Origin of the sequence: Hymenobacter cellulosilyticus, from assembly GCF_022919215.1 — a bacterium.
GTDB lineage: Bacteria > Bacteroidota > Bacteroidia > Cytophagales > Hymenobacteraceae > Hymenobacter > Hymenobacter cellulosilyticus.
This window is the reverse complement of the sequence record NZ_CP095046.1, coordinates 4,733,840-4,758,917: the sequence shown is the minus strand read 5'-3', so window position 1 is coordinate 4,758,917 and position 25,078 is coordinate 4,733,840. Positions and strand designations below refer to the sequence as shown.

Genomic DNA, 25,078 nt, shown 5'->3' with positions numbered 1-25,078 from the left:
ATGAATTGCTCACCGATAATTTAGGTAACGGTCCAATGCTTATTGTACGAGCAGCTTTTTCGAGGATACCGTCTGCCCATTAATTAGCTGCACCACGTAGAGGCCAGGGCGCACATTTAGCTGCATGTTCACAAACGACTGATTGCGCAGAGCGACTTCCTGCACCAGCTGCCCGCGCACGTCGAGCACGCGCACGGCGCTCAGGGTTTCGGTGCTCCGCAGCGTGAACTGCCCGTTTACAGCTGGGTTAGGCGAGAGGCTCACCGTCGCGTCGTCGGCTTTTGATACCCCCAGCACGGTGGACTTCACGTAATTCTTGAGCCACACCATGGCCGAGCGTTCCGAATTGTCATCATTCACCAGGAAGGCGCCCTGGGCTGTGCGCCAGTGGCCGGGGCGGTAACCCCACATGGTTACGCCCTTCACGGCCGGGTGCAGCCAGAATACGGGAAATACGCGCTGGTATTCGGCCAGCTGCACGGCATCATCCAGCTGGTTCTGGGCATTCACGCCGTCGATATCGAGCTCGGTGATGTAGAGTGGCAGGCCGGCCGAAGCCAGAGTGTTCAGGTTGGTGTTCAGGTCGGCGGCAGGCAGGCCGCGGGTCGAGAAGGCGTGCCCCTGAATGCCCACGGCATCAATCAGGTTGCGGGCCTTGAGCAGGTTCACGATGCCCAGGTAGCGCTGGGCGCTGGTAGCCGTGTTTTCGACGCTGTAGTCGTTGAGCATCAGCTTGGTAGTCGGGAAATACTGCCGGGCCAGCTGGAAGGAGGTAATCACCCAGTCCCAGCCGGTGGTGCCGCTGCCGCCCAGGGCTTCAAGGTAGTTGCCACCGCCGCTGTTGGGTCCCGGGGGTTGGTGGAGGGGCTCATTCACCACTTCCAGAAAGTCGATGGCGGGGTAGCGCTGGGCCACGGCGGCATACCACTGGTTGATTTCGGCCAGCTGCTCGGCCGCGGGCAGCGTGGCAATCCAGGTGGGCTGCTGACTGCCCCAGGTCAGCACGTGCATGCGGAAGGGGTAGCCGTTGTCCTTGGCCAGCTTGTAGGCTGCGTCCAGCTCGGTCCAGTTCATCACGTCCCGGGTAGCTTCCACGCTGCCCCACTTGCCGGCGTTTTCGGGTACCACCTGATTCCAGTAGGCCGAGAAGTTGGCCAGCTGCGGGGCGCTGTGTACGCCGCCCAGAAACTTAGGCTTGCCCGTGGCCATGGGCGGGCCAACCGGCGTGAAGGGCGGGGGTGGCGGATTCACCGAGCCCTGCTGCCCGTTGTCGAGGTTGTTGACGGTGAAATACAGGCCCGTTTGCCCAAACACGATTTTGTCAATATCGAAGCCGTCTTCCCGGGCCCCGACCTGGAACGTCTGGGTGAGGCTGCCGGCTGCTACGGTAAAGGAAATCGGGGTTTCGGCGCCGCCAATCTTAGACATGTTTACCCATTTCCAGACGTTGCTCTGGGCCGAGCCGGCCCCGTCCACGACCTGGGTGCCGGTGGTATAGCCCACGCCAGCCACCTGGTTGATGGTAATCCAGTCGTTGTCGTTGGTGGGCGACTTGGTGCCAAAGCCGTTGCCGTAGTAAAAGCTGTCGTCGTTGGCGGTAGCGGCTCCCACCCGCACCCGGGCGTAGAGGTCATAGGTGCCGGGACCGGGGAAAGTGACGCTGTAGGTAATCACGCGGGCGGCCGTGCCGGGGTTCTGGGCGGCAATGGTGGCCGTGGGTACTACCGTCACGTAGGTTACGCCGGCCGCCGTGGGCGAGGTCCAGTCAGCGCCAAGTGTGCCGGATTCGGCCTGCAGGGGCACCGGCGCATTCTGGGCCGAAGCGCCGGTTAGGCCCGCCAGGAACAATGCGGCCGAGAGTAGGTAGGGTCGGGGTGTACTCATGAAAATGGGAATGAAATTGGTGGGATAGGAACGGAGTAGGAGAGGCGCTAAAGTGCTATTTAACCCTCTGCGGTGCTAAAAATAGAGTAGGATAGAGCTTCAGCAATGAGCTGAAAAGCCCCTGATTACCAGAAAAACTATGCAACCGTTTGTGATAGTGAATCGGTATCGGTTGTGATAGTTGAGCCCGGTAAAATAATTTCTTAACGTGGATAGTAAGCACCCACTCACCTGGATTGGGCGGCGGAATACTCAGGGAGAAGCGGAGCATTTTCTCGGAGTACTGAACTCACGGTCAAAGCGCATTGTCAGCGGCTGATGAATGGATTTGGCACGTTGGTAGAAGCGGTGGTGGGGTAGGCGGGAAGGACTTTCGGCTGCGCCTCAGGATGACAGATGTGGAGGCTGCGGCTCCGTTAGGCTGCGTTGCAGATTATTGCGGACGCAAAAAAGCCTGTTCCCACCGGCTTACGCGGCAGAAACAGGCTTCTAGCCGGACTTTTTAGCTCCGGAAGCTTAGAATTCCATAAACGAGGAGAAGTCCACCAGCTTGCCCGATTGAATTAGCTTGAGCTCTTCCTTCAGGTTGCTTTGGCTGCTCTTGGTCGTGTACTCAGTGTCGAGCTTGGTCAGGTCGGGCTTGCCGGCGTTTACCCAGGCTGTATACCAGAAGTTGGCGGCGGCCTGTGCGGCCGTGCGCAGCTGCCGCTCTTCCATGCGCTTGAGCGAGTTGTGGAAGCTTTCGGTGTAGGCGGCCGTGCGCACGTTGCTGTTGAACACGTTCTTTTTGGGTTGGCCCTGAGGGTCCAGCTCATACATATTGGTAGCGCCCACCTCGGTCTGCAGCTTTTTCTCGATGCTGAGCAGCGTGTCGGCCGCGGCGTGGCTCTGGGTGATGATGCGCCAGGTTTCGGCCACCGGGTCCTGAATCAGCTGGGGCTCCTTGAGCTTGAAATTGTAGGTTTTGCCAAACTTCTCCACCATCTGCGACTCGTAAAACGCATGAATGCCCTTCTGGCCGGTAAGCTGCCCATCGTGGTTGGAGGAGGTGTGCAGGGGCTGGGTGGCGTCGCCGAGGTAGTGGCCCAGGTCGGCGGCAATGAAGAGGATGTCTTCCTTGCGGCCGTTTTTCATGGCCTGAGTCAGCTTGCCCAGCATGTCCTGGATAAACCAGGGCAGACGGCCGTTCTTGTCCAGAAACGCCGGCTCGTACTTGGCGTAGGCTTCCTGGGAGGTGTGGGGCACCTGGCCCGGCTCCCCGTAGTGCTCCAGATCCACGAAGTGGCGCGGGCCCTCGGCTTTGTCGCTGAGCGTGTACTTGCGCAAGTCCGGCACTACCGACTCCTGCACCATGAAATCGACGTGGTTGTAGAAGAAAGTGCGCATGGCCGGGGCAGGGCCAGCACGGCGGCGCGGTTGATGCGCTCATGCCCCAGGTACCCCAGGCAAAGAGGATGGAGGGCGTAATCAGCAGCAGTGCCGTGACGGAAAGCCAGCGGCGGGCACGACGGTAAAAATGTTGCATTGCGGTGGAATAAAGAACAGACAAGACGGCAAATGTCAGAGCTTTGCGGCCAAGAAAAAAGCCTTCTTCCGGGAAAAGCCGCCGAACTCCGGAAGTCGTCTTAAATGTCCTATTGCGGCTGGCTTGGCTACTATTGCCGGGTCGGCTTGGCCTCCAAGTTAAGAGCATTGCCTACGGCCGAATCCTCTTCCCTCCGGTGCTGCCCCGAGGAGTTATTCGGCCACTTGCCGACCCGCAGCAGCACCCACAAACCCAGGGCTAGCAGGGGCAAGCTAAGCAACTGGCCCATGTTGAGGGCCAGGCCCTGCTCGAAGGCTACCTGGTCTTCCTTCAAAAACTCCACGCCAAAGCGAAACGAGAACAGCAGGGTTGTAAACCAGCCAAAGAGTAGGCCCGCGGCGTTTTGTCCTGGTGCTTTTTCCACAACCGGTAGAGCAGCAAAAACAGAAAAACGCAGAACAGCGACTCGTACACCTGAGTAGGGTGGCGGGGCACGGCCATCTGCGCGGCAGCGGGGGCGGCTGGTCCGCCGGAAGCAGGTTCAGGCTTTGGCCGCGGGGGCCGGGCTGCACCAGCACCGCACCGGCCGGTACCGGAAACGTGGGAACCTGCAGGTGTTCGGTATCCCGGGGAACACCAGGGCCCAGGGCACCTGCGTGGGGCGGCCCACAATTTCTGAGTTCAGCAAATTGCCCAGCCGGATGCAGGCCCCACCCACGGCTACCACCAGCACGAGGCGATCCAGAACCCAGAGGTAGTCGAAGTGGTGGCGGCGGCTGAACAGCCAGGTAGCCAGCAAAATGCCGATAGTGGCGCCGTGACTGGCCAGGCCCGCCCAGGGAAAGACAAGAAAGATTTCCAGCGGGTGCCGCGAGTAGTAGGCCCAGTCGTAGAAGAGGCAATGGCCCAGGCGGGCCCCCAGCACCGTGCCCAGCAGCACGTAGATAGTGAGGACATCAACCCATTTGGGCGCCACCTTTTCGGCTTGGTAGATGTGGGTTAGAATAAAGCTGCCCAGCACAAAGCCGCCGGCGAAAAGCAGCCCGTACCAGGTGAGCTGAACGAAACCAAAATCGTAGATGACCGGGCTGGCCGTCCACGTCAATGCCGCAAGCAGGTTCATGGTGAGAAGAAATAAGGTGATGGTAGCAGGCCCGTGGGGCCATTTTTTGGGCAATGAAGGTCCATCCCAGCTCTTTTGTGGCCGGGGTAAGCGTGTCGGGCTGGCAGAGGGGAAAAAGAAGGCCGCGCGTTTTAGCAGCTGCTAAAGCCGAAGGACAAAAGCGCGAGGCTTAGCTGGAGCAGTACCCGCCGGGGGCGCAGCGCCCAGCGCGGCTTGGGGAGGGGCTGAGGCAGCAGGGCAGCAAGCTGGGCTTCGCTCCACAGGTCGTGCTGCTCCACGTCTTGCTTATGGGCTTCCCACAAGGGTTTGAGTTCTTCCAGGTTCATAATAATTGCAGCTTCAGGTACTTTCCCAGCTTGCCTTTGATGCGGTGCAGCCGGGTGCTGACGTTCGTGGCGCTCATCTCGACCAGAGCGGCTATTTCCGGGTAGGAATATCCTTCCAGGTGCAGCAACACCAGGGCTTTGTCCTCGGCTGAAAGCTGGTGAATGGCTTCCTCCAGCAGGTGGCCCGCGGCAGCCGGGTCCACAAGGTCTTCGGGGTTGGGCAGCTGCTGCAGCTGCTCGGTCCAGCGCACCCATTCCGGCTGGGCCTTCTCGCGCCGGACGCGCGAGAAGATGGTGTTGAGCGCCACCCGGTACATCCAGGTCGAAGCGTGGGCCGCACCCTGGAACGAGGGGTAGGACTTCCAGAGCTGCAGCACGATTTCCTGAAAGGCATCCTGCCGGTCTTCCACTCCCGCGTAGTAGAAACGGCACAGGCTGTGCAGGCGCCGCTGCTGCGTCGATAAGAGGTGAAGGAATTCCTGCTGGAGCGCGGCGGACGACACGGAAAATAGGAATGAGAAAGGCGGACAGAAATATTAGTCGCCGAAAGCCAGCTAAAAATCACACCTGGGCGAAAAATATTTTCGCCGGGTGCTAAGCATGGGGTCAGCAAGGCCCGTTGCGGCAGCAGAAAGGCTTAATCCGCTGGTGTCGTAGGCGTGGCTTAAGGTACTGTATTCACCGTTGCCAGGGAGGCCCGCACCTTCTTCCGAAGGGGTTGTCACATGTTTCTGCTTAAAAAGAAAAAGTGTGACAGGTCTTGTCACACTTTCGCCGCGCACACACAAAAGTGTGACACCTGCTTACCTGTTAAGCCAAGGAGGCGAGTAAGCGCCGAGCTGCCTGCTGTCCGCTGCTGAAGGCGGCTTCCACCGTGCCCATGGCCGGCCCGGAGTACAGCGCCTCGCCGGCAAAAAACAGCGTGTCCTCTACCGGTGTGGTCAATACTTGCTGGGCCTGCTCCGAGTCAACCGTGGCGTAGGCGTAGGCGCCGCGGGCCTGCGGGTCAGCACCCCAATTGACGACGCGTTGAGCCACCAGCTGGGCGCGGAGAAACTCCGGCGAAGTGGCAAACAGGTAGGCCAGGGCACTCAGGGCTTGCTCCAGGATTTCTTCGTCGGAGGCGGCACGGAGAAGGTCGGCGGCGGGGCCGGCCAGCCAGCCCGTGAGCAGGGGGCGCGGGTCGGGCCGCTGTGTCCACCAGGTGGGCACGGGGGCATCCGAAAACAGGAATTCCAGCTCCGGCATGGCGTGCCCGACTGCGGCCGATTCCTGTTCCCAGAAGGCCGTGCCGAATTCGAGCATAATCTTGATGACGGGCCCAAACCCCAGGGTGGCCACGGCCCGGCGGTAGGCGGGAAGCTCGGGCACCAAGGCCACGTGGCCGGGCGTATCGGCCTCGGCCTGCAGCACGCCCAGGGGCAGGGTTACGAGCAGCTTGGCCGCCTGGTAGCGGCGGTCCTGGTTGCAGCCGACCGTAACGTGCCCGCGCCGCCAGCTGATTTGCTCTACCACCGTGCTGAGCTGAATCTGCCCGCCGGCGGCTTCCACTTCCCGGGCCAGGTAGGCCAGCAGCAAACCGTAGCCGCCCTGGGGTCGGGGCGAGTCTTCGGCCCCGCCTTCCGACCATTCGTCGCGCAGGGCAAAAGAGCTGACGCGTCGGGCGTCGGCGGCATCGTAGCCCTCGGCAAAGCTGGTGACCATGCTGCGCAGCTCCTGGTACTGGTTGCCGGGAAAGTACTGGGTCAGAAACTCAGCCAGGGGCATATCCTGGGGCAGCTGGTGGAGCTTTTCCAGCAGCAGGGGCATGTCTTCCAGGAAGGTTTCGGCGGTGGAAAGCTGGCCGTGGCGCACCTCGTAAGTGAGGCCCTCGGTGTCATGGCAGGGCGTACCGGTGGCTTCGAGCAGCTGGCGGGTGAGGGCCACCTCGCCGTGCAGGAACTCGGCCCCGGCCTCAGTAGGGCCGGAAACGCCCCCGTCCGAAAAAGTATGGATACGGCCGCCAATGCGGTTACGGGCCTCGAGCACGAGTACGCGGCGGCCAGCCTGGGTTAGCTCCCGGGCGGCCAGCAAACCCGCCGCGCCCGCGCCGATGATGATAATTTCGGGGTCAGTCATTCAGTAAAACGGAAGAGCCTTTCGTACAGGCTCCTTTTATAGGTGTTGGTAAGTAGCGCCAGGAATTCAGGGTGAAACAGCTATACTGCTTGAACGGCTATTGCCCGCATTCATTAACCTTGATAACAACATGAACAGTACGAAGCCTGTTTTTGTACTCCTTTTCCTGCTTTTCTTGGCCTCTCGTAGCTACGGGCAGTCTGTTGTTGGCACGTGGCAGGTAGGGACGAAAGTCGTCAGTAATGGCCCGCAGGCCAGCGATGTATTCAAGGCCGACAAGACGTTTGAATACCAGGTAAACACGGATGACGGCTTGCAGCGAATTCGCGCTATCGGCGGCACGTATACCACCGGGCGCGGCTACATTGAGCTTCGGGTTGCCTATACCACCGAAATTGTCGGCGGAACGCTAGAGCGTAGTCATATCAATGTAAGCAACGACTCCTGGACCCTGGAAGGCGGCAAGCTGGAAAAGCGCAAGCTGGCAAAACCAGTTACGGAGGTCCTGGAAATAAAATTCCTGAGTACGGAGGTTCTGACCATCGACGAAAACAAGTTCTACCGGATACGGTAAGCGCCAGCCGGCTTCAGCGCTGCAGGTTTACGGTGCTGTCGAGGCCCTGGGTGATGAGCAGCTGCCGGAACTGCTGGCGCAGGATGGCCTGCTGCTGGCGCTGCTCATTGCCCTTGAACAGGCGCACCGAGTAGCGGGTAGCGGGCGTCAGGCGCTGCAGGTTTACGTAGGTCAGGCGGTGGTTGGGGCGGCGTAGGGGCTCACTCTGCTGAATTCGCTCGATGCGCTTCTCGTTGTCGCCAAACAGGGCCTGCATGGGGTTGAGGCCAATGTACAGATTAGCCCGCCCGTCCAGAAAGTAGCTGCCGCTGATTTGCATGTTGCTCAGGTTGCTATTCAGGTTCAGGCTCGGAATCAGGACCTGGGTGCGGTTGAGGATAAACTCACTGCTGAAGGGCTCGAAGTACAAATGGCTGGTGCGCTGCTCGCGCATGAATTTCAGGGTCTGGGTCAGGGCTTCCACATTGTGCAGCTCCAGGTCGCGCATATCGGCCTGCACGTAGCCCACGGTTTGTTCGAGCCGGGGCAGATAGGTAGAGTCCAGGTCGGTGCGCAGGTCGACGGCGCAGCGCATACTGCCCCGGATGTTGTCCTGGTCGGGCAGGGTCAGGCCGATGGCCAGGCCGGCGGCAAACAGGTCAGGCAGCTCCACGTCCTGCAGGCGCATCTGTAGCTGCAGCGGGTGGTGCTGGCGGTTCACGTTGAGCAGCATGTGGCCCTGCACGTCAATCTGGCCCCGAAATGCCCGCATCGAGCATTTGTCGACCCGCGCCACTCCGTCGCGCAGGTGGGAGAGGAGCTCGAAGCTGCGGCCCCGCACGGCGCCGTAGTTTACCCGGTCGGCCTGCACGTGCACCACGGCCCGCAGCACCCCGTTGGTCAGAATGGAGCCCGGGGCCAGCTGCTGCCGGCGGGCGCGGCGCTCGGCCCGCCGGGCCAGGCGCAGCACGGGCAGGGGCACAGATTTATCCTCGGGGTTGAGGCTGGCCAGCAGCAGTAGCAGGCGCTGCACGTCCAAATCTTTATAGTGCAGGTTCAGGTCCACGTCGGCCGCCGTCACATGCACTCCTTTGACGCGCACCAAGGCTGAGGCATGGCCTGAGCCCCCGCGGGTGGTGGAAAAGTCCAGGGCCGGCAAACTCAGCTCCGGACCGGTTTTAATGAGCTGCAGGTGCAGATTCTGCAGGTTTTCGCCGGCTTCGAGCTGCACCGTGGTCATGTCGCAGGTCAGCGTGCCGTTGGCGGCCAGCAGCAGCTCGCGCAGGGCCGGGCTGGCCGGAGCCTGGGCCGAGCGGCGCGGGGCCGGGCTATGCGCGCCATGAGCCGGCGGTAGTTTACCGTATCATAGTGCATATTCAAAGCAAACTGAATGGGGGCCACCTGCTGCAGCGTATCTGTGGGCCACGACACGTTGCCCCGCATCTGGGCGCCCCACACCCGGGCGGCCAGGTTTTGCACCTCCACCCGCTGCCCATCGTGTAGCACCGTCAGGCCCACCTGCTCCAGGGTATCGGCGGCCAGCACCAGACGGTTGCAGCGCAGGCCCACGTGCAGGCGCACCCCGGGCGGAATAAGGCTGCCGCCCAGCGTGGCCATCTTGGTAGATGCCGCCGCGGCCCGCTGCCGGGCCAGCAGGCGGGTGGCCGCGGCCGAGGGCCGCAGCAGCTCCCGCAGCCGCTGCACACGCAGCTCGTCCACGGCGAAGTTGCCGGCAACCTGCATGTTGAGGCGCTGCCCGGTCAGGTAGTCCAACAGGTTGGTGGTGGTGGCCGAGGCCTGAAACCGCATGTGGTCCAGCACGCCCGAGGCGTGGGAAAGCGTCCAGATACTGTCGCGCAGACCCACGCGCACATTCAGCTCCGAGAAGTCCACGTTGCGGTCCAGCACCACAAAGGAGGCGTTTTGCAGAGTCACCTGGCCCTGTACCGACAAGCTGGGCTGCCCGATCATAGCGGCAGCGCTGCCGTCGTCAGTGGGCGGCAGCAGGCCGTGCAGACGAATGTCCATTTCGGCCGTGCCGTGCCGGGCCCGCCACTGGCCCGGGGCCACCACCACCGCCAGCTGGGGCAGCTCGGTGCGCCCGCGCAGCCGCCCACTCACGAAGGGCCGGGTAAAGTCGCGCAGGGTCAGGGCCACGTTGAGCCGGCCCGCCGACGAATACACGCGGCAGTGCTGCACCGTGAGCGAAGTAGTTTTGAGGCTGTGCGCTTCGCCGTTGTCGTAGGTGGCCTGCAGGTCCCAGTGGTCGATGCGGCGTTTAGGGTCGGGCCAGAGCAGGCGGGCCCGGCGCAGCCCGAAGGTCAGCACGTTGCGGGGCCGCACGGTGGGGCCAGTCAGGCCCGAGATGGTGTAGCGGATGTGAGCTTTGCTCGGGCTGGTTGCCCCGGCAATGTAGGGTTCCAAGTTGGCCGGCAGGGCCGCGTGCAGTACTTCCATCAGCGGCTGCTGGCCCTCAAAGGTAAAGTTCAGCAGGGTGCCGGGCTGGTTGGCTACCGTGGTGTGAGTGCCCCGGATGCGGATCGTGTCGCCGTTGAGCGTAGCCCGGGTGTGATGCAGGGTGCCTAGGCGCTTCTTAAACTCCAGGCGGTAATTCACGGAAGCCCACACCGGCTCCTGCTGAAACCGGGTGCCGCGGCTGTTGCGCAGGTAGTTCAGCTCCCCGAGCAAAGTACCGCTGGCCCGCAGCACGCCCCGGCGAATGGAAGCCGCCAGCCGGGCCTGGCGCACCTCGGCCCGAAGGCGCTGTGAGCAAAGTCGTTGCGGGTCTGAATGCGAAAGTTGTAAACCAGCAGGGAGTCTAAGTTCAGGTCCAGGGGCGGACCGGCGCCTTTGCTGGTGTGGCGCTGCTTGCCGTGCAGGCCCCAACTGCGACCCAGCGAGTCGACCCGCTCCCGGAAAGACACGTCGCGCACGGTGAGCCGCGTGATTTGAATCTGCTTGTGCCAGAGGCTGCGCAAATCCAGGCGCATATCGGCCCGGCCCACACGCAACACCTCGTGCTGCTGCTGAAAGGAGGTGTCGCTTAAACTGATGTGGTGCACCGAGGCAGTGAGGTGGGGAAAGTCGTGCCACAGGGAAAAGCTCACCTCGAACGGGGCCAGGGCCAACTCCGAGCTGCGCGCAATCTGCTCCCGCACCCAGCGTTCCAGGTAGTGCCGGCCGTAGCCCGTGCCCAGCAGCCACCCGACCCCGCCTAGCGCAAGCAGCAACAAGAATAGTCCGGCCAGCAGAAAGCGCCGGAAAAGCAACAATTTCATAGAGGAGGCCGCTAGGTCCAGGTACGACAGCTTCCTGCAAGACCAGAATCACCTGATATACGCATGCTGCCGGGATTAGCTACACTCAGTCAACCATCCGCCACAGCCCGCAAATATCCCAAGATAAGAATTACCGGCCGCTATAGGCAGATTACTGCTGACTAGACAGAAATACCAAGCGCTGGTTGGCCTCTCATACAAGAGTAGTACTGCGATGCGTTCAGCCCAAGAATGCTACCGGATAGCGGACGAAAATAAAAAACTTTCTAAAAAACTAAAAAACACTTGCTGTTCTAATTTATAGATGTATGTTTGTGACAGATATAAGTACAAGCAACTACGCATTACCTGTTAACAACTATCATTAGCTTACAATTATTCACTACCTGTTTTATCCTGAAAATCCTCGGCGGCCTGAAGTAATCTCCGCTAAGCATCCCCAAGCAATCCTGTTGAATTTGCTGACTGGCTGAAGCTGCCTTGCATTGCTGCTTGCGCTGTATTAGCTGTGCAGCACCCGCATGAGCCATGAGTTCTACTGCGCGCCGTTTCCGTCAAGGTTTTGCCGGAAAGGTAGACCTACGCTGCGTAGTTGCTTTCTGGAGGGCTAGGTGCTGACTTACAGGGCAATGTAGCTTGGTTCAGAAACTTGGTGCCGGCCGCGTTTATGATAAAGTAATTAAAATTGCCCAACAACTAAGCGCATTTAGTTTGGCTATTTCAAGCCAAAATGTTACAGGCAAAAGGCAGAATATCTGTCAGCTTTATATCAAAAATTATTTTTTTACTGGTGAGCGAAAGGTATTCCCCGGTGCCTTGAGCAGACATCTTTCTTCATTTCTTTTATTATTTCATCTTTTTCATCATTAACACATTTTATCATGATTAATTATTTTCGTAACGCCGTTTTTACCAAAGGTCTAAGCGCTATTCTGGCCACGTCTTTTCTCACGGTGAGCTGCTCCAAAGATGAGCTGGCTGCTCCCCAAAATTCACTTTCTGAAGTAGCTGCTAAAGGCTATTCGGGAGAGGCATTGTTCAAAGGCATTCTTCTGCTGGAAGGCGAAGTCGCCAAGCAGCTGCCCACTCTACAGTCGTTCCGTCTGGCCCTGGAGAAGGAGCAGGCCCAGAACCCAACTTTTGCCAAAGCCCGGGCCGAGCACAATGCGCAGTTGGTAGCCGCAGTTCGTACCCTAGATCCAACGTACTTTGCCGAACTGCAGAAAGCCGTTAACTCCAAGAGCTTTGACCAGATCAATGCGGCCCTGCGCAAAGGTGGCTCCCTGATTCAGGCCGTAAAGTTGGCCGGAAAAGGTGACGCCTCGAAAGTAGCCAAGCTGCAAAAGAGTCTGAAGTCGCTCGACTTGAAAAAATATGATTTTTCAAATCAGGATGGCGTAGCTCGCTTCATGCAGGATGCCAAAGCCAAGGCTGGCATAAATGACACCGGAGCAGAGAGCCTGCAGGCGGTTCAGGACGAAGTCAGTGTGGCCTACGTGTGGGACATTGCCGTGGCCATCGAATTGGCCTGGGTTATTGCTCTGGCTTTTGTAGTGGTACTCGGTGCCGATCAGGAAGGGTCTTCTCCCGCTGCCTCATTTGAGCAGGAAACCCTGGTGAAGGACATTGCCTTTAAATTGGCGCAGTAAGTAGCATAATTCCGGGGGGGATTCGTTGCAAGGGCCTTGGTATTCTTTTACTAGAGTGCCAAGGCCCTTAAGGCTTTTAGCTAGCTAGATATATTATGAAAACTAAAAATATACTTCTCTATAACAGTGTCCTCCTGGGCTTTGCCTTTCTGCTGCTCAAAGTCGTATATGCGGCGGCTGGGCCTAATGTGACCGAATCTTCCTTTAAGGACAATTACGATATCTTTTCCTTTTTCCCGGAAGGCTGGGGGTTCTTCACGCGTAGTCCCCGGGGTGACAAATACGTCTTATACAAAGTAGAGTCGGCCCAGTCCCTGACGCCGGTGCATTTCAAGAACGCTTCCGCGGAAAGTCTTTATGGCTTTTCCCGCAAAAGCCGGCGGGTGAATATGGAGATAGGGCGGGTGGCCTCCCTGGTCAAAATGGATAGCAGTTGGGTCAGAGTAGAAGACAATGACCAGATTATTGCGGCCGTCAAATTCCATGGGCGCGAAATAGCACGTTCGGCGTTCAATCAGAAACAATTCCGGTTTATCGCACCGGGTACTTACATCCTGAAGAAATACAAAATAGCGCCCTGGTCCTGGGCAAAGTATCCTGATAATTTCAAGAAGTCTGCCTACGTAACGACCATTATACTGCAATGAAAAACGGCCTTGTTTCCTCCTATATCGCCTTCCTGGATGGCATGGCTACCCGGAAGCCCTTCTTCCTTTTTGCAAGTCTGGCGCGTACCAGCCTGGCCATCGGTACGTTGATTACGCTGCTGTTGAGCAGCCCGGATATTCTCTTTGATGAGCTTACCTTCGGCAAAACCAGCTTTAACCCGGCCCTAGAATACCTCAACATTTTCACCTATTTCGGCTTTGCACACATGACGGCCTACTACGGCGTGTGCATTATCGTGCTGTTGGCGGTTGTATCCGGATTTTACCCGCGGGTAACTGGCATTCTGCACTGGTTGGTCTCCTTTAGCATTTTCCGGTCGGCCCAGATTCTGGAGGGCGGCGACCAGATTACGGTAATTATGACCTTGCTTCTGATTCCGATAACCTTAGCCGATTCGCGTACCAACCACTGGCAGCTGTTGACTGCTCAGGTCGCGCAGCAGGCCAACTACTTCGTTGCCAATGTATCCTGGGCAGTTATCCGGCTGCAGATGGCTGTTTTGTATCTGCAGGCCAGCGTCGAAAAAGTTTATAAGCTGCAGGAGTGGAAAAACGGTACCGCCATTTACTATTTCCTCAATGACCCGGTATTCGGCTATCCCGACTGGCTGGAGCAGTTGATGGCGCCCCTGCTGACCAATGCCTACGTCGTGTCGGGGTTGTCTTGGGGCACTATCCTATTCGAGATTATTCTGGCCGGGGCCATCTTTATGCGCCCCAAACTCCGCGCAAAGCTGCTGCTGCCCGCTATTGGATTTCATTGTTTCATTGCCGTGGCCTTCGGCCTGGTAAGCTTTTTCTTTGCTATGACGGGTGGTTTGCTCTTGTTCCTGTCTACCAAAAAGATAGAGGGTAAAATTGCGCAGGCTCTGGCCAAACGAAAGGTGGTAGCACCGGACCGCGCCCCGGCCCTTCAGCAGATGGCTGCCGCCTAGCCAAATAGGGCCGCGCAACCCAGGCGGCGGGTAAATCCGGTAGGTGGATTTTCTTCCAACCTGGCAGTACGTCTTGCGTTGAAAGCTGAGCAGTTCTTTTGTCTTCTGTTTTCCGTAGTCGCCATGAAATACTTCCGTGCCAAATCGGACCCGGCCGTTCCATCCGCCGACCCGAAGCAAAAGCCCCAGCCCCCGTCCGAACCAGCCGAGGCAGCTCCCTTGCCCGCTTCGGAGCGGGAAGAAACCGACTCAGACCCCACGCCCGAAAACGCCCAGGCCCTGCCCGACGAGCTCACCGACCCCGGCGCCAGCCGCAACGGCGACGCCCACCCGCTGTAAAGTCAGCAGCGGCGTTACCGGCACCGGCGGGCAGGTTATAGCGAGAGGCAGGGCGCTGGATACAAAAAATACAAATTGCTTTGCCAACGGAGGGTGTAGGAGCGGGCAATAATCCATATTTTTGCCCGCTCAAAATTGATTTTCCGTTTCCTGCCATTTCTCCCGCATGATGAAATTCTCCTACCTGACGCTGGCCGCTTCCCTGCTTGTGCTGGCTGGCTGCAACCAGACTCCGCCCGCTACCGAGCAGTCGACTCCCGAAACGGCTGCTGCTACGCCCGCCACACCAGAGGCGGCCCCCGCCGCTGCTGCTGCCCCGATACGGTAGCTGCCGCCACAACTCCGGCTCCGGCCGCGGCTCCGGCTGCCAGCGCCACCCAAAACCTGACCGTCAGCTTTTCCTTTAAGCCCGGCCCGGCGGGTCCCGACCGTAAAACGGCCGCCCATCTGGTCGTAAAGGGCGGCAAGGGTCAGGATATTGACCTGGGTCAGTTTAGCGGCAAGCCCGACGTGGTTACCAAGGAAAAGGCCAAGCTGGCCGGCTTCCCCGGCGACATGCTCATGGGTTTCCGTAGCTACGACCCCGGCTCGGGCACCAGCTACGACCTGGCCGTGATGAACGTGGGCGGCAACACGCTGCGCATTGTGCAGCGCAAGGTGGAAGAGTCGGCCGACAAGACTCCCGAGTTCCAGACCTCGCGCGAGGTTCCGCTGCCCGCCAACTCCGTGGTGCAGGTAGCACCCGCCAAAAAGTAGCTTCTCTTTGGCTGGCTTTGTTTAGCCAGCAGCAAGCCCTGACCGCCGTGGTGGTCAGGGCTTTTTTTATATCTCCTTCAATTCGGGAAATACTTGGTTTAAGCTGATCTGTAAGCGGTTAATAAAAAGATAATACTGGTTTTAACGGAAACGATACCGCCGCCAGGGCGTAAGAAAAGCTTCACTCTACTACCAATCCAACCTAAACTACTATGGCTAACGAACAGAAATTTGCCCTCATCACGGGGGCTACCAGCGGCATTGGCTATGAGCTGGCTAAGCTGCTGGCGCAGGATAAGTACAACCTGGTGATTGTGGCCCGTAACCAGCAGGAGTTGGAGAACACGGCTGCCGAGTTCCAGCAGCAATACGGCATTCGGGTGGTACCCCTGGCCAAGGACTTGTTTAACCGCGAAGCGCCGTTTGAGGTCTACGAAGCGGTGCGGGCCCAGGGCATTGAGGTGGAAGTGCTGGTGAATGACGCCGGACAGGGCCAGTACGGCGAGTTCGTGGAAACCGACATCAACCGGGAACTGGATATCATTCAGCTCAACATTGGGGCCTACGTGGTGCTAACCAAGTGCTTTTTGAAGGAAATGGTAGCCCGGGGCTCGGGCAAGATTCTGCAGGTTTCGTCTATCGGCGGCGAGCTGCCCGGTCCGCTGCAGTCGGTCTACCACGGCACCAAGGCCTTTGTCACGTCCTTCACCGAGGCCATTCGCGAAGAAACTAAGGACAGCGGCGTGACCATCACGGCTCTGCTGCCCGGCGTAACGGATACCGACTTTTTCCGCAAGGCCGATATGGAACGCTCCAAGCTGGTGGCCGAGGGCAGCAAAGCCGACCCTGCCGATGTGGCCAAGGACGGCTACGAAGCCCTGCTGGCTGGCAAGGACAAAATTGTGTCGGGCCTGAAAAACAAGGTGCAGGTAGCCATCAGCAACGTTATTCCCGACGACCTGGTGGCGGCCAACATGCACCAGCAGGGCAAACCCGTAGACGACGAAAGCAAGTAGCCGCGCACGTTTTTTGTGGCTCAACGAAAAAGCCGGACCTGCTCAGGTCCGGCTTTTTTTGTGTTGGCACGACCCTCATAATTTGGGTGTTCGGCTTGATGATTAATTGAAAAGTCCTATATTACTCTCGTTATTACGGGGTTAGGGCAGGGTGCTCAGCCTGACAGTTCAATTTGTTCTACTTGTAATCCAACGTCCATGTCTACTCCCGATTCCTTGCTCGGCCCGATGAAGGGCGCTACTCACCGCGAAGTTGGCGGGGTTCAGGTTGATGTGGTGCAAACCGGGGCCGCCCGGGTAAAGCGCATCGTGTATCCAGTCGGGTTTCGGTGGTCCCGGAATCTGAAGGAGATTATGGGTACGCCGCTGTGCATGCACGCCCACGTGGGGTTTCTGGCCGCCGGCCGCATCAGCATTCAGTATGCCGACGGCGTAACCGAGGATTTTGTGGCGCCCCAGGCCGTGGCCATCGAGCCGGGTCACGACGGCTGGGTAGTAGGCGAGGAGCCGGCCGTGCTCATCGAGTTCGACTTCGAAAAACAAACCGTGGAGCGCCTGGAGCTACCGCTGCTGCACAGCCCCAGCGCAATTTCGTAGCGGCATTCAGGCTTACAAAGTGTTCAATACCAAGCAAACCCCGACCAGCCAGCCTGGTCGGGGTTTGCAGCTTTCATAGGCCGATTGACGAGCTTATTCGGGCTGGGAGGTTTCGTCGGCGGTGGGGCCGTAGATGTAGGGTACCGGCACGTCGAGCAGGCGCAGGTAGACGCTCAGCTGCCCGCGGTGATGAATCATGTGGCTGATGAGGTGGCGCACCACCTCGGCTCGTGGCTGGTTTACAATCACGTAGTCGCCGCTGCGCATGGTCCATTGCTGCTGCAGGTCCTCGGGGTGGCATGCAGCAGGCCGGTGTGGGCGGCCTCCACGCGCTGCGTGAAGTAGGCCAGCAGTTCCTCGGTGCTCGTAATGGGCGCTACCGGCGCATCGTCGAACACGGCAACATCCAAGTCGGTGGTGTCGAGCGTGTCCTTAATCCAGCCGATGAGGTCGGCGGTGTGGCGGGCCAGGGTACCCAGCGTCATCGACTTCACGTGGGGCTGCCAGTCGAACTGCGCCACGGGCACACGCTCCAGAACGCGGCGGGTGAGCTTGGCTTCTTCGAGCAGCTCGGTGCTGAAGGCGTGGGCGAGGGGGGCTACCAGGGTAGTTTCCATGAGCTTACAGGGGTTTGGGTTGATGAATACCCAAACTTCGCGGCCCCTGGTGACAACCCTATGTCAGTAGGCTTCGGCGGGTACGCAAAAAAAATCGTGGGCGGCCCGGGCCAACTCCTGCACTTTCGTCTGTAGCTCGGCTGGGGCCTGCACGCGCACGTGCCCGGCAAAGAGCAGCAGCCACCGGCTGAAGTGCTCCAGGCAGCCGGGCACCAACGTCATTTCCACCCAACCGTCGGCATCGGGGCCTGGTCTTGCTTCCAGCCGTAATAATGCTTGTATTCGTGTACCTGCCCGAGCACCTGGGGCCCGAAGCGCACCACGGCTACCTGGGTCTGGCGCTCCTCGGCCAGCGAGGCCCAGTACGACTGCAGGGTGTCGGGGCGGGGCTCAAACGCTTCGTCGAGCACCTGCAGGCCCGCAATCCGGTCGAGGCGGAAGTCGCGGAACTCCTGGCGCAGGCGACAAAAAGCCACTACGTGCCAGTGCTGGCCAAAATAGACGCCAATGGGCTCTACGTCGCGGCGGGAAGGCGTGCCCTGATGCCCGGCGCGGTACTCCAGGCGCACCACCCGCTGGCGGGCAATGGCGTCGAGCAAGGGCTGCTGGGTGCCAAAAGCCAGGGCTGGAGCCGCGGCCGCGGAGCGACGGGCGCCGCCAAAGATGCGGATGCGGGAGCTCAGGGTTTCCACATAGTCGCGGTCGGGGCGGCGGAGCACGGCGCGCAACTTGTCCATGGCCGTCTGGCTGAGCTGGGCCGTGTGCGCATCGGTGAGCTGGGCGGCCAGCTTTTCGGCCGTGAGCAGGGCCGTGGCTTCTTCGCGCGTAAACATGACCGGCGGCAAACGGTAGCCCTCGGCCAGGGAATAGCCCAGGCCCGCTTCCCCGCTGAGCGGCACGCCGGCTTCTTCCAGGGTGCGCAGGTCGCGGTAAATGGTGCGCAAACTCACGCCGTAGCGCTGGGCCAGCTCGGGCCCTTTCACCACGCGTTTGGCCTGGAGCTGAATCAGCAGGGCAGTAATACGGTCGAAGCGGTTCATAGTGCCCCTAAAATAGCCATTATCAGTGGGCCGTGCTACCTGAACCATGGGAGTATGGCAGTAGCCGGTAAACATACGGGTCGAAACCAGGTTGGCGAACTTGCGGCCGTCGTTTACACGTTTAACACTCTACAGCAATGCTGCGGCAGGCTCGTCAAGGCGAATTACGGCCCGGAAAAGTCGTTTTTGCCCACCCAGTACTTACTACTCCTGAAGTATGTCAATCAATTCTCTGACCATAGATCAAGCCCCGTTTCAGAATTCCTTCGTGGAGGAAATGCGCGGCGAAGCGTCCTTCGACAAACGGCCGCGAGCGGTGCCCGGCTACCTGTATTCCCGCGTAACGCCCACGCCCGTGGCCGACCCGCGCCTGCTGGCCTGGTCCGACGACCTGGCCGCCTACCTGGGTCTGGCCCGGCCCGCTGAGCGCGGCCCCGCCGTGGATGCCCTGGCCGGCAACCTCGTGACGGGCAGCATGAAGCCCTTCGCGGCCCGCTACGGCGGCCACCAGTTTGGCTCCTGGGCCGGGCAGCTCGGCGACGGCCGGGCCATTTCCCTGGGCGAAGTAACGGCCACCGACGGTACGCCCTGGGAAATCCAACTCAAAGGTGCCGGCCCCACGCCTTACTCGCGCCGCGCCGATGGGCGGGCCGTGCTGCGCTCCTCCCTGCGCGAATTTCTGTGCAGCGAGGCCATGCACTACCTGGGCGTGCCCACCACCCGGGCCCTGAGCCTGGTAAGCACCGGCGACAAAGTTGTGCGCGACATGTTCTACAACGGCAACCCCCAAGCCGAGCCCGGCGCCATTGTGGCCCGAGTGGCGCCCACGTTTGTGCGTTTCGGCAACTTTCAGATGATGGCCTCGGCCGCCGAGCTGGACAACCTGCGGGACTTGGCCGCCTACGTCATCCGGCGCTATTACCACGAGCTGGGCGAGCCGTCGGAGGAAGTATATGTGCGTTGGTTTGAGGAAATCTGCCGCCGCACGGCCGTCATGATTGCGCACTGGATGTCAGTAGGCTTCGTGCACGGGGTGATGAACACCGACAACATGAGCATCCTGGGCTTAACCATCGACTACGGCCCTTACGGCTGGCTGGAGCCCTACGACCCCGACTGGACGCCCAACACCACCGACTTTGGCTCGCGCCGCTACGCCTACGGGCAACAGCCCAACGTGGGCCTCTGGAACCTGTGGCAGCTGGCCCGGGCCCTGGCCCACCTCATTCCCGACCCCGAACTGCTGCGCCCTGGCCTGGACTTGTACTCGGCCACGTTTGAACAAACCCGCCACGAGATGATGCTCCGCAAGCTGGGCCTGACCAACCTGCAGCCGGAGGAAGACAAGGCCCTGTTTGAAGCTTTGCATGAGGCTTTGGGCGAGTCGGAAGTGGATATGACGCTGTTCTTCCGCCGCCTTTCACACACGGTTCCGGCCGTGCTGGCGAATCCGGATTCGGCCGAGGCCGCGTGGGGGGAAGTGCTGGCGGCGGCCACGTACTCGGCCTCGGCGGAGGAGGAAACCCAACTGCGCCAATGGCTGGGCCGCTACCTGGTGCGCCTACAGCAGGAAACCGCCGCGCCCGAAGCCATTCGGGAAATGATGCTCGGCGCCAACCCTAAATACGTACTGCGCAACTACCTGGCCCAGCAAGCCATTGAGGCTGCCGAAGCCGGCGACCTGTCGGTGCTGAACCGGCTGATGGAGGTGCTCAAAACCCCCTTCGCCGAGCAGCCGGAGCACGAGGAACTGGCCGCCAAGCGCCCCGACTGGGCCCGCGAGAAGCCCGGCTGCGCCACCTTGTCGTGCAGCTCGTAAATTCCGCAAGTGTGCCGTAAGCGCAATGCGTGTGCGCACAATAATTAAGGCAGAGGCCGTGGGTAATAGCATCTATTACTCACGGCCTTTTTGCATAATAGCTGGTTGCTGTAACTTTTAGTGCCTGTTGCTGGGCTGCAGAAGCTCGACAGAATATACGCTTGCGTAACACGGACAAAGTGAGCGGCAAGCAGCGCTGGTTAGTTAGGTTACGGGTGCTGAATTGTGCCTAAAGAGTTTATTTTGAGCGAATAGTAGGGCTAAATGGATAAAAATTTAGCTTTGTAGAGCTGCATTTTCTTGCAAATAGTGCCCGTTAAAGGCATTGCTGATATCACACTGCTTCGCTACAGAAGCTTGATCAGCTTAGGGCGGAAATTGCACCCGGAATATCTGGATAAGAATGCCCCTCAGCTCCCGTGCCCCGTGCGGTTTGAGCTGCCTTACTGTCGCTGCCGACAGTCCTTTGCCCGCCGCTCTATTCTCTTTTCATAATCCCACCAAACCTTTCTGATTATGGGTATATCCCTACCTAACCGCCTGCCCGGCAGTGGGCCGGCGCAGCTGGTGCCCCCGCGCAAGTCCCGGGGCCGCACCTGGAAAACCCTGGCCCTGGCCGGCCTGAGTCTGGCTCTGAGCGCCGCCCCGGCCCTAAGCCAAATTGTGCCCGTGGGCGCGGGCAGCTACACCACCCAGTTTCCGGGTACCGACGCCGCTGGGCGCAACGCCGTGCCGCCCGGCTCCCCGCTGGTAAGCGGCGTGGCCGCCACCAAGCCCGTGCCCACCAACGAGTTCTGGTCGGCCAAGCTGCAAAAGGACCACGTTAGCAACATCTTCAACTACCCGCTGGCCCTGCGCACCCACGAAACCGGGCTGGTGGTCAACTACATCATTCCGCCTTCCGGCCCCAAGGAATACCGGCAGCCCAACAGCGACGTCATGGCCGTAACCGTGGGCGTGCAGGGCCTGAACGCCGTGCGCGCCACCGTATCGGACTTTTCGGACTGGACCGTGACTATGAACTGGCGCAGCAACTCAAACGACTTCAACGCCACCGTGGGCATGGGCATGCCCTTCGTGTATTTCACCAAAGGCGCCGCCGACGTGGCCGTGGTGAAAGTGACGGTGGGCACGGTGACGATTAACAACGAAATGCTGCTGATCCGGGACTCCTACAACGGGGCCGACTACGCCGTATACGCCCCCGTAGGTTCCACCTGGACCAACAATGCAGGCACCTATACCTCGACGCTGAACGGGAAGACCTACTGGTCGATGGCCTTCCTGAACCCGACGGCCGCCGACGCGCTGGCCGCCGCCAACGATTATAAGAAGTACGCCTACGTTTTCCCGGCCAGCACCACCGTAAGCTGGCAGTACACGGAAAGCACCGCCGTGGTCAAAACGACCTTCACCGTGACGCCTTCCGTGAAAGAAGGTACCGCCAACACCGTGCTACAGGGCCTGCTGCCCCACCAGTGGGGCTACCTGGCCAGCGGCTCGGCCCAGCCCGCGGGGCAGGTGTATCCGTCGGTGCGGGGGCAGCTGAAAATGCTGGCTGCCAACACGTTTTCGACGTCCTATACTTTCCACGGCGTGCTGCCTACGCTGCCTTATCTGAGCAACTACAGCGCCGGTTTCAGTCCGGTAAAGCTCAACGACAAGGTGAAGTCCCTGCAAAACAACGGCCTGGCCGAGTGGACCGACTCCTACAACGAGGGGCAGGAAATGAACAAGCTGATCCAGACGGCCCGCATTGCGGATGAGGCCGGCAACGTGGAAGCCCGCAACAAGATTCTGGCTACCATCAAGACCCGGCTGGAAGACTGGCTGTCGGTGGAAGGCGGCGAAAAGGCGTTTCTGTTTTACTACGACACCAAGTGGTCGACGCTGCTGGGCTACCCGGCTGGCCACCACCAGGACGACAACCTGAACGACCACCACTTTCACTGGGGCTACTTTATTCACGCGGCGGCCTTCGTGGAGCAGTACCAGCCCGGATGGGCCAGCCAGTGGAGCGAGATGGTGAACATGCTCATCCGCGACGCGGCCAACCCGAGCCGGACCGACACCAAGTTTCCCTTCCTGCGCAACTTTGACCCCTACGCTGGCCACGCCTGGGCCGATGGCTTCGCCAGCTCGCCGATGGGCAACAACCAGGAGTCGACCTCGGAAAGCATGCAATTCAACTCGTCGTTGATTCACTGGGGCGCCATCACCAACGACAAGGCTACGCGCGACCTGGGTATCTACCTCTACGTGACCGAGCAGACGGCCATTGAAGAGTACTGGTTTGACGTGAATGACCGCAACTTCCGGCCCGACTACGCTTACAACGCCACTGGCCGGGTGTGGGGCGCAGGCTACGACGCCGGCACTTTCTGGACCTCCGACATCCGGGCCGTTTACGGCATTCAGCTTTATCCCATGCACGGCGGCTCGCTTTATCTGGGGCTGAACAAGCCCTTCGTGCAAAAGCTTTGGACCGAAATTACCCAGAACACCGGCATCCTGCAGAACGAGGCCAACCCCAACACCTGGCACGACTTGCTGTGGGAATACCTGGCCTTTATTGATCCGGTGAAAGCCATTCAGCTCTACGATTCCTACCCCGACCGCGCCATCAAGTTCGGCGTTTCGGATGCCCAGACCTACTACTGGCTGCACGGCATGAATGCCCTGGGCCAGGTGGACGCCACCGTGACGGCCAACAACCCCGAGGCGGCGGTATTCAACAAGAACGGCCAGAAAACCTACGTGGCCCAGAACTACGGCAGCACGCCCATCACCGTGACCTTCTCTGACGGCTACGTGCTGAACGTGCCGGCCCGCAAGCTGGCTACCAGTCGGGATGTGGCCGTGGCCGGCACCCTGACCGCCAGCGCCACGGAAGTAGCCGCCAACGGTAGCGTGACGCTGAGCGTGGCTACCACCGGCAGCGGCATTACGGGCGTAGAGTTCTTCGACGGGGCCACCTCGCTGGGCACCGTAACGGGTGCACCCTACACCAGAACGGCTGCCAATTTGCCCGTCGCCATTCATAACTTCTACGCCAAGGTCTACGCCGGCACCTCGTTCAAAGTAACCAATATTGCCACGGTGCAGGTGGGTAAGCAAGTGTCGTTTACCGGCTCACCCCAGGCCGTGCCCGGCACCATTGAGGCCGGCAAGTACGATTCTTACCCCGGCGGTAAGGGCCAGGGAATCTCTTACAATGACGCTTCGGAAGGCAACCAAGCCACGTACGAGCCCGCGCCAACCGTTGCCTTCCGTACCAACGAAAACGTGGATGCCGTAACCGACCCGGCCGAAGGCGCTACCGTGGGCTGGGTGGATGCCGGCGAATGGCTGGAGTACACCGTCAACGTGTCGGCGGCGGGCACCCACACCTTGGCTTTGCGCTACGCGGCCGGCAACGCCACCGGCGGCGGGCCGTTCTTCCTCTCGGTAGATGGCACTCCGGTGGGCGGCGACCAGACCGTGACGACGACCAGCAACTGGGGAACCTGGGCCACCAAAACCATTACCGGCCTCAACCTGCCGGCCGGGGAGCATGTGCTGCGCCTGACCTTCACCCAGGGCGGGCTGAACATCGGTCGGATGACCTTTACCTACACCGGCACGGGTACCAGCAACACGCCGCCCACGGTTAGCCTGACTTCGCCGGCCAACAATGCCAGCTTTGCCGCTCCGGCCAGCATCACCATTACCGCCAACGCGGCCGATGCAAACGGCACAGTGAGCAAAGTGGAGTTCTTCCAGGGCACAACTAAACTCGCCGAAGACCTCACGGCACCGTACAGCTTCAGCTGGACCGGTGTGGCCGCGGGTACCTACTCTATTACGGCCAAGGCTACCGACAATGCCAACGCCAGCACGGTTTCCAGCGCCGTGAGCGTGGTGGTAACCGGCGGCTCAACGGGCGGAACCTGCACCGGCGGACCCACCAACGGCGACTATACCTACTCGGTATCCGGGGCCAGCAGCAACCCCACGCTGACCTTCGTGCCCGGCCGCAGCGGCGTAGGCAGCCCCACGCTGCTGCTGTACTACGGCACTAATGCCAATGGGCCCTTCCCGGGCTACACGGCCCAGCCCAACACGCCCTTTACGCTGACGGCCAGCGCCGGCCAGACCGTGTATTTCTACTACACCTACAGCGTGCCCGAGGGCGGGGAACGGAACACTAGCAGCACGCCCCATAGCGTGGTAGTCGGCAACTGCGGCACGGGCACTACCAACACCCCGCCTACGGTTAGCCTGACTTCACCAGCCAACAATGCCAGCTTCACGGCTCCGGGCAGCATCACCATTACCGCCAACGCGGCCGACGCCAACGGCACGGTGAGCAAAGTCGAGTTCTTCCGGGGCACCACCAAACTAGGCGAAGACCTGACGGCGCCGTATAGCTACAGCTGGACGGGTGTAGCGGCCGGCACCTACAGTCTCACGGCCAAAGCCACCGACAATGCCGGCGCCACCACGACTTCGGCGGCCGTAAACGTGACCGTAACCGGCGGCACCAGTACCGGCGGCTACTGCGCTACCACCGCTGACTTCAGCTACGGCGCCGTGACCAGCGGCGGCAATGTTACGTTTACCTTCCACCCGCTCGGGGCTACAGCTGGCGGTAACCTGGCCATCCTGTATCTGCGGGAAGGCTCGGCCGGCGGCTACCCGGGCTACGCCATGACCAAGAACTCGGCCGGGGACTTCACTTTCACCAAGACTATTGCCAACGGTACCGTAACCAGCCTGTACTTCACCTACCAGGTGGGGCCGGTGGGCCCGAGCGCAACACGGCCGCCTCGCCCTTCAGCTACACGGTAGGCACC

Annotated in this window: 24 protein-coding genes; 10 read left to right on the top strand and 14 right to left on the bottom strand. The window is 60.3% G+C overall.

Translation table 11 applies throughout. The features are described 5' to 3' along the window. Window positions 1–39 precede the first annotated feature (39 nt). The 7 genes from MUN79_RS23390 to MUN79_RS23365 all read right to left on the bottom strand — a co-directional run bounded on the left by MUN79_RS23390 (window position 40) and on the right by MUN79_RS23365 (window position 6,976). Complete coding sequence (locus MUN79_RS23390; RefSeq protein WP_244674934.1) at window positions 40–1,884, bottom strand: endo-1,4-beta-xylanase; 1,845 nt, start codon at window positions 1,882–1,884, stop codon at window positions 40–42. Between the two features lie 516 nt (window positions 1,885–2,400). Beyond that, window positions 2,401–3,270 (bottom strand): phospholipase C/P1 nuclease family protein, encoded by an 870-nt coding sequence (locus MUN79_RS23385; protein WP_244674933.1) that lies wholly within the window; start codon window positions 3,268–3,270, stop codon window positions 2,401–2,403. Window positions 3,271–3,539: 269 nt separating this feature from the next. Next, window positions 3,540–3,833, bottom strand: coding sequence for a prolipoprotein diacylglyceryl transferase family protein (locus tag MUN79_RS30365; RefSeq protein WP_262922932.1), 294 nt, complete (start codon window positions 3,831–3,833; stop codon window positions 3,540–3,542). Between the two features lie 117 nt (window positions 3,834–3,950). After that, window positions 3,951–4,532, bottom strand: coding sequence for a prolipoprotein diacylglyceryl transferase (locus MUN79_RS30360; RefSeq protein ID WP_262922931.1), 582 nt, complete (start codon window positions 4,530–4,532; stop codon window positions 3,951–3,953). A 131-nt stretch (window positions 4,533–4,663) separates the two neighbouring features. Next, window positions 4,664–4,858 carry a hypothetical protein gene (locus MUN79_RS23375; protein WP_244674932.1) on the bottom strand — a complete coding sequence of 65 codons (195 nt, stop codon included), beginning with the start codon at window positions 4,856–4,858 and terminating at the stop codon, window positions 4,664–4,666. After that, window positions 4,855–5,361, bottom strand: a complete 507-nt coding sequence (locus MUN79_RS23370; protein ID WP_244674931.1) for an RNA polymerase sigma factor — start codon at window positions 5,359–5,361, stop codon at window positions 4,855–4,857. The genes MUN79_RS23375 and MUN79_RS23370 overlap by 4 nt, the downstream gene beginning before the upstream one ends. A 307-nt stretch (window positions 5,362–5,668) precedes the next feature. After that, window positions 5,669–6,976: a flavin monoamine oxidase family protein gene (locus tag MUN79_RS23365; RefSeq protein ID WP_244674930.1), complete on the bottom strand. Its 1,308-nt coding sequence runs from the start codon at window positions 6,974–6,976 to the stop codon at window positions 5,669–5,671. A gap of 175 nt (window positions 6,977–7,151) precedes the next feature. Here MUN79_RS23365 and MUN79_RS23360 point away from each other — a divergent pair, with 175 nt between their 5' ends. Then, the gene (locus MUN79_RS23360) at window positions 7,152–7,550 is read left to right on the top strand and encodes a hypothetical protein (protein ID WP_244674929.1); all 399 of its coding nucleotides are present in this window, start codon (window positions 7,152–7,154) and stop codon (window positions 7,548–7,550) included. Between the two features lie 13 nt (window positions 7,551–7,563). Here the strand turns inward: MUN79_RS23360 and MUN79_RS23355 are convergent, their stop codons facing one another. Genes MUN79_RS23355 through MUN79_RS23345 form a run of 3 tightly spaced genes read right to left on the bottom strand, consistent with a single transcriptional unit; the run spans window position 7,564 to window position 10,807 of the window. Further along, window positions 7,564–8,769: an AsmA family protein gene (locus MUN79_RS23355; protein WP_244674928.1), complete on the bottom strand. Its 1,206-nt coding sequence runs from the start codon at window positions 8,767–8,769 to the stop codon at window positions 7,564–7,566. A gap of 8 nt (window positions 8,770–8,777) precedes the next feature. Further along, entirely contained in the window at window positions 8,778–10,277 is a 1,500-nt protein-coding gene (locus MUN79_RS23350; RefSeq protein ID WP_244674927.1) for a translocation/assembly module TamB domain-containing protein, read from the bottom strand. Then, window positions 10,202–10,807 (bottom strand): AsmA family protein, encoded by a 606-nt coding sequence (locus MUN79_RS23345; protein ID WP_244674926.1) that lies wholly within the window; start codon window positions 10,805–10,807, stop codon window positions 10,202–10,204. Before MUN79_RS23345 ends, MUN79_RS23350 begins: the two co-directional genes overlap by 76 nt. Window positions 10,808–11,688: 881 nt before the next feature. On the opposite strand from MUN79_RS23345, the gene MUN79_RS23340 reads away from it, so the two are divergent. From MUN79_RS23340 to MUN79_RS23310, 7 genes are all read left to right on the top strand, one after another. Further along, on the top strand, window positions 11,689–12,456 hold the full coding sequence (locus MUN79_RS23340) for a sporulation delaying protein family toxin (RefSeq protein WP_244674925.1): 768 nt from the start codon (window positions 11,689–11,691) through the stop codon (window positions 12,454–12,456). Window positions 12,457–12,551: 95 nt separating this feature from the next. Beyond that, a complete protein-coding gene (locus tag MUN79_RS23335) occupies window positions 12,552–13,103 on the top strand; it encodes an SdpA family antimicrobial peptide system protein (RefSeq protein ID WP_244674924.1) in 552 nt (183 codons plus the stop codon). 41 nt (window positions 13,104–13,144) lie between these two features. Then, entirely contained in the window at window positions 13,145–14,059 is a 915-nt protein-coding gene (locus MUN79_RS23330; RefSeq protein WP_244674923.1) for a sporulation-delaying protein SdpB family protein, read from the top strand. A 123-nt stretch (window positions 14,060–14,182) separates the two neighbouring features. Continuing rightward, window positions 14,183–14,398: a hypothetical protein gene (locus tag MUN79_RS23325; RefSeq protein WP_244674922.1), complete on the top strand. Its 216-nt coding sequence runs from the start codon at window positions 14,183–14,185 to the stop codon at window positions 14,396–14,398. Window positions 14,399–14,533: 135 nt separating this feature from the next. Then, entirely contained in the window at window positions 14,534–15,154 is a 621-nt protein-coding gene (locus MUN79_RS23320; protein WP_244674921.1) for a hypothetical protein, read from the top strand. 212 nt (window positions 15,155–15,366) lie between these two features. Beyond that, window positions 15,367–16,170 carry an SDR family NAD(P)-dependent oxidoreductase gene (locus MUN79_RS23315; protein ID WP_244674920.1) on the top strand — a complete coding sequence of 268 codons (804 nt, stop codon included), beginning with the start codon at window positions 15,367–15,369 and terminating at the stop codon, window positions 16,168–16,170. Window positions 16,171–16,368: 198 nt separating this feature from the next. Further along, complete coding sequence (locus MUN79_RS23310; protein WP_244674919.1) at window positions 16,369–16,767, top strand: cupin domain-containing protein; 399 nt, start codon at window positions 16,369–16,371, stop codon at window positions 16,765–16,767. 93 nt (window positions 16,768–16,860) lie between these two features. Here MUN79_RS23310 and MUN79_RS23305 read toward each other — a convergent pair whose 3' ends face one another. The 4 genes from MUN79_RS23305 to MUN79_RS23295 all read right to left on the bottom strand — a co-directional run bounded on the left by MUN79_RS23305 (window position 16,861) and on the right by MUN79_RS23295 (window position 18,424). Beyond that, complete coding sequence (locus MUN79_RS23305; protein WP_244674918.1) at window positions 16,861–17,034, bottom strand: DinB family protein; 174 nt, start codon at window positions 17,032–17,034, stop codon at window positions 16,861–16,863. Further along, window positions 17,013–17,384, bottom strand: coding sequence for a DinB family protein (locus MUN79_RS23300; protein WP_244674917.1), 372 nt, complete (start codon window positions 17,382–17,384; stop codon window positions 17,013–17,015). Before MUN79_RS23300 ends, MUN79_RS23305 begins: the two co-directional genes overlap by 22 nt. 63 nt (window positions 17,385–17,447) lie before the next feature. Next, a complete protein-coding gene (locus MUN79_RS30355; RefSeq protein ID WP_445991684.1) occupies window positions 17,448–17,612 on the bottom strand; it encodes a WCX domain-containing protein in 165 nt (54 codons plus the stop codon). Then, window positions 17,603–18,424: a helix-turn-helix transcriptional regulator gene (locus MUN79_RS23295; protein ID WP_262922929.1), complete on the bottom strand. Its 822-nt coding sequence runs from the start codon at window positions 18,422–18,424 to the stop codon at window positions 17,603–17,605. Before MUN79_RS23295 ends, MUN79_RS30355 begins: the two co-directional genes overlap by 10 nt. A gap of 217 nt (window positions 18,425–18,641) precedes the next feature. Between MUN79_RS23295 and MUN79_RS23290 the strand changes: the two genes are divergently transcribed. After that, the gene (locus tag MUN79_RS23290; RefSeq protein WP_244674916.1) at window positions 18,642–20,243 is read left to right on the top strand and encodes a protein adenylyltransferase SelO; all 1,602 of its coding nucleotides are present in this window, start codon (window positions 18,642–18,644) and stop codon (window positions 20,241–20,243) included. A 516-nt stretch (window positions 20,244–20,759) separates the two neighbouring features. Further along, entirely contained in the window at window positions 20,760–25,073 is a 4,314-nt protein-coding gene (locus MUN79_RS23285; protein WP_244674915.1) for a glycosyl hydrolase, read from the top strand. The last annotated feature ends 5 nt before the right edge of the window (window positions 25,074–25,078 follow it).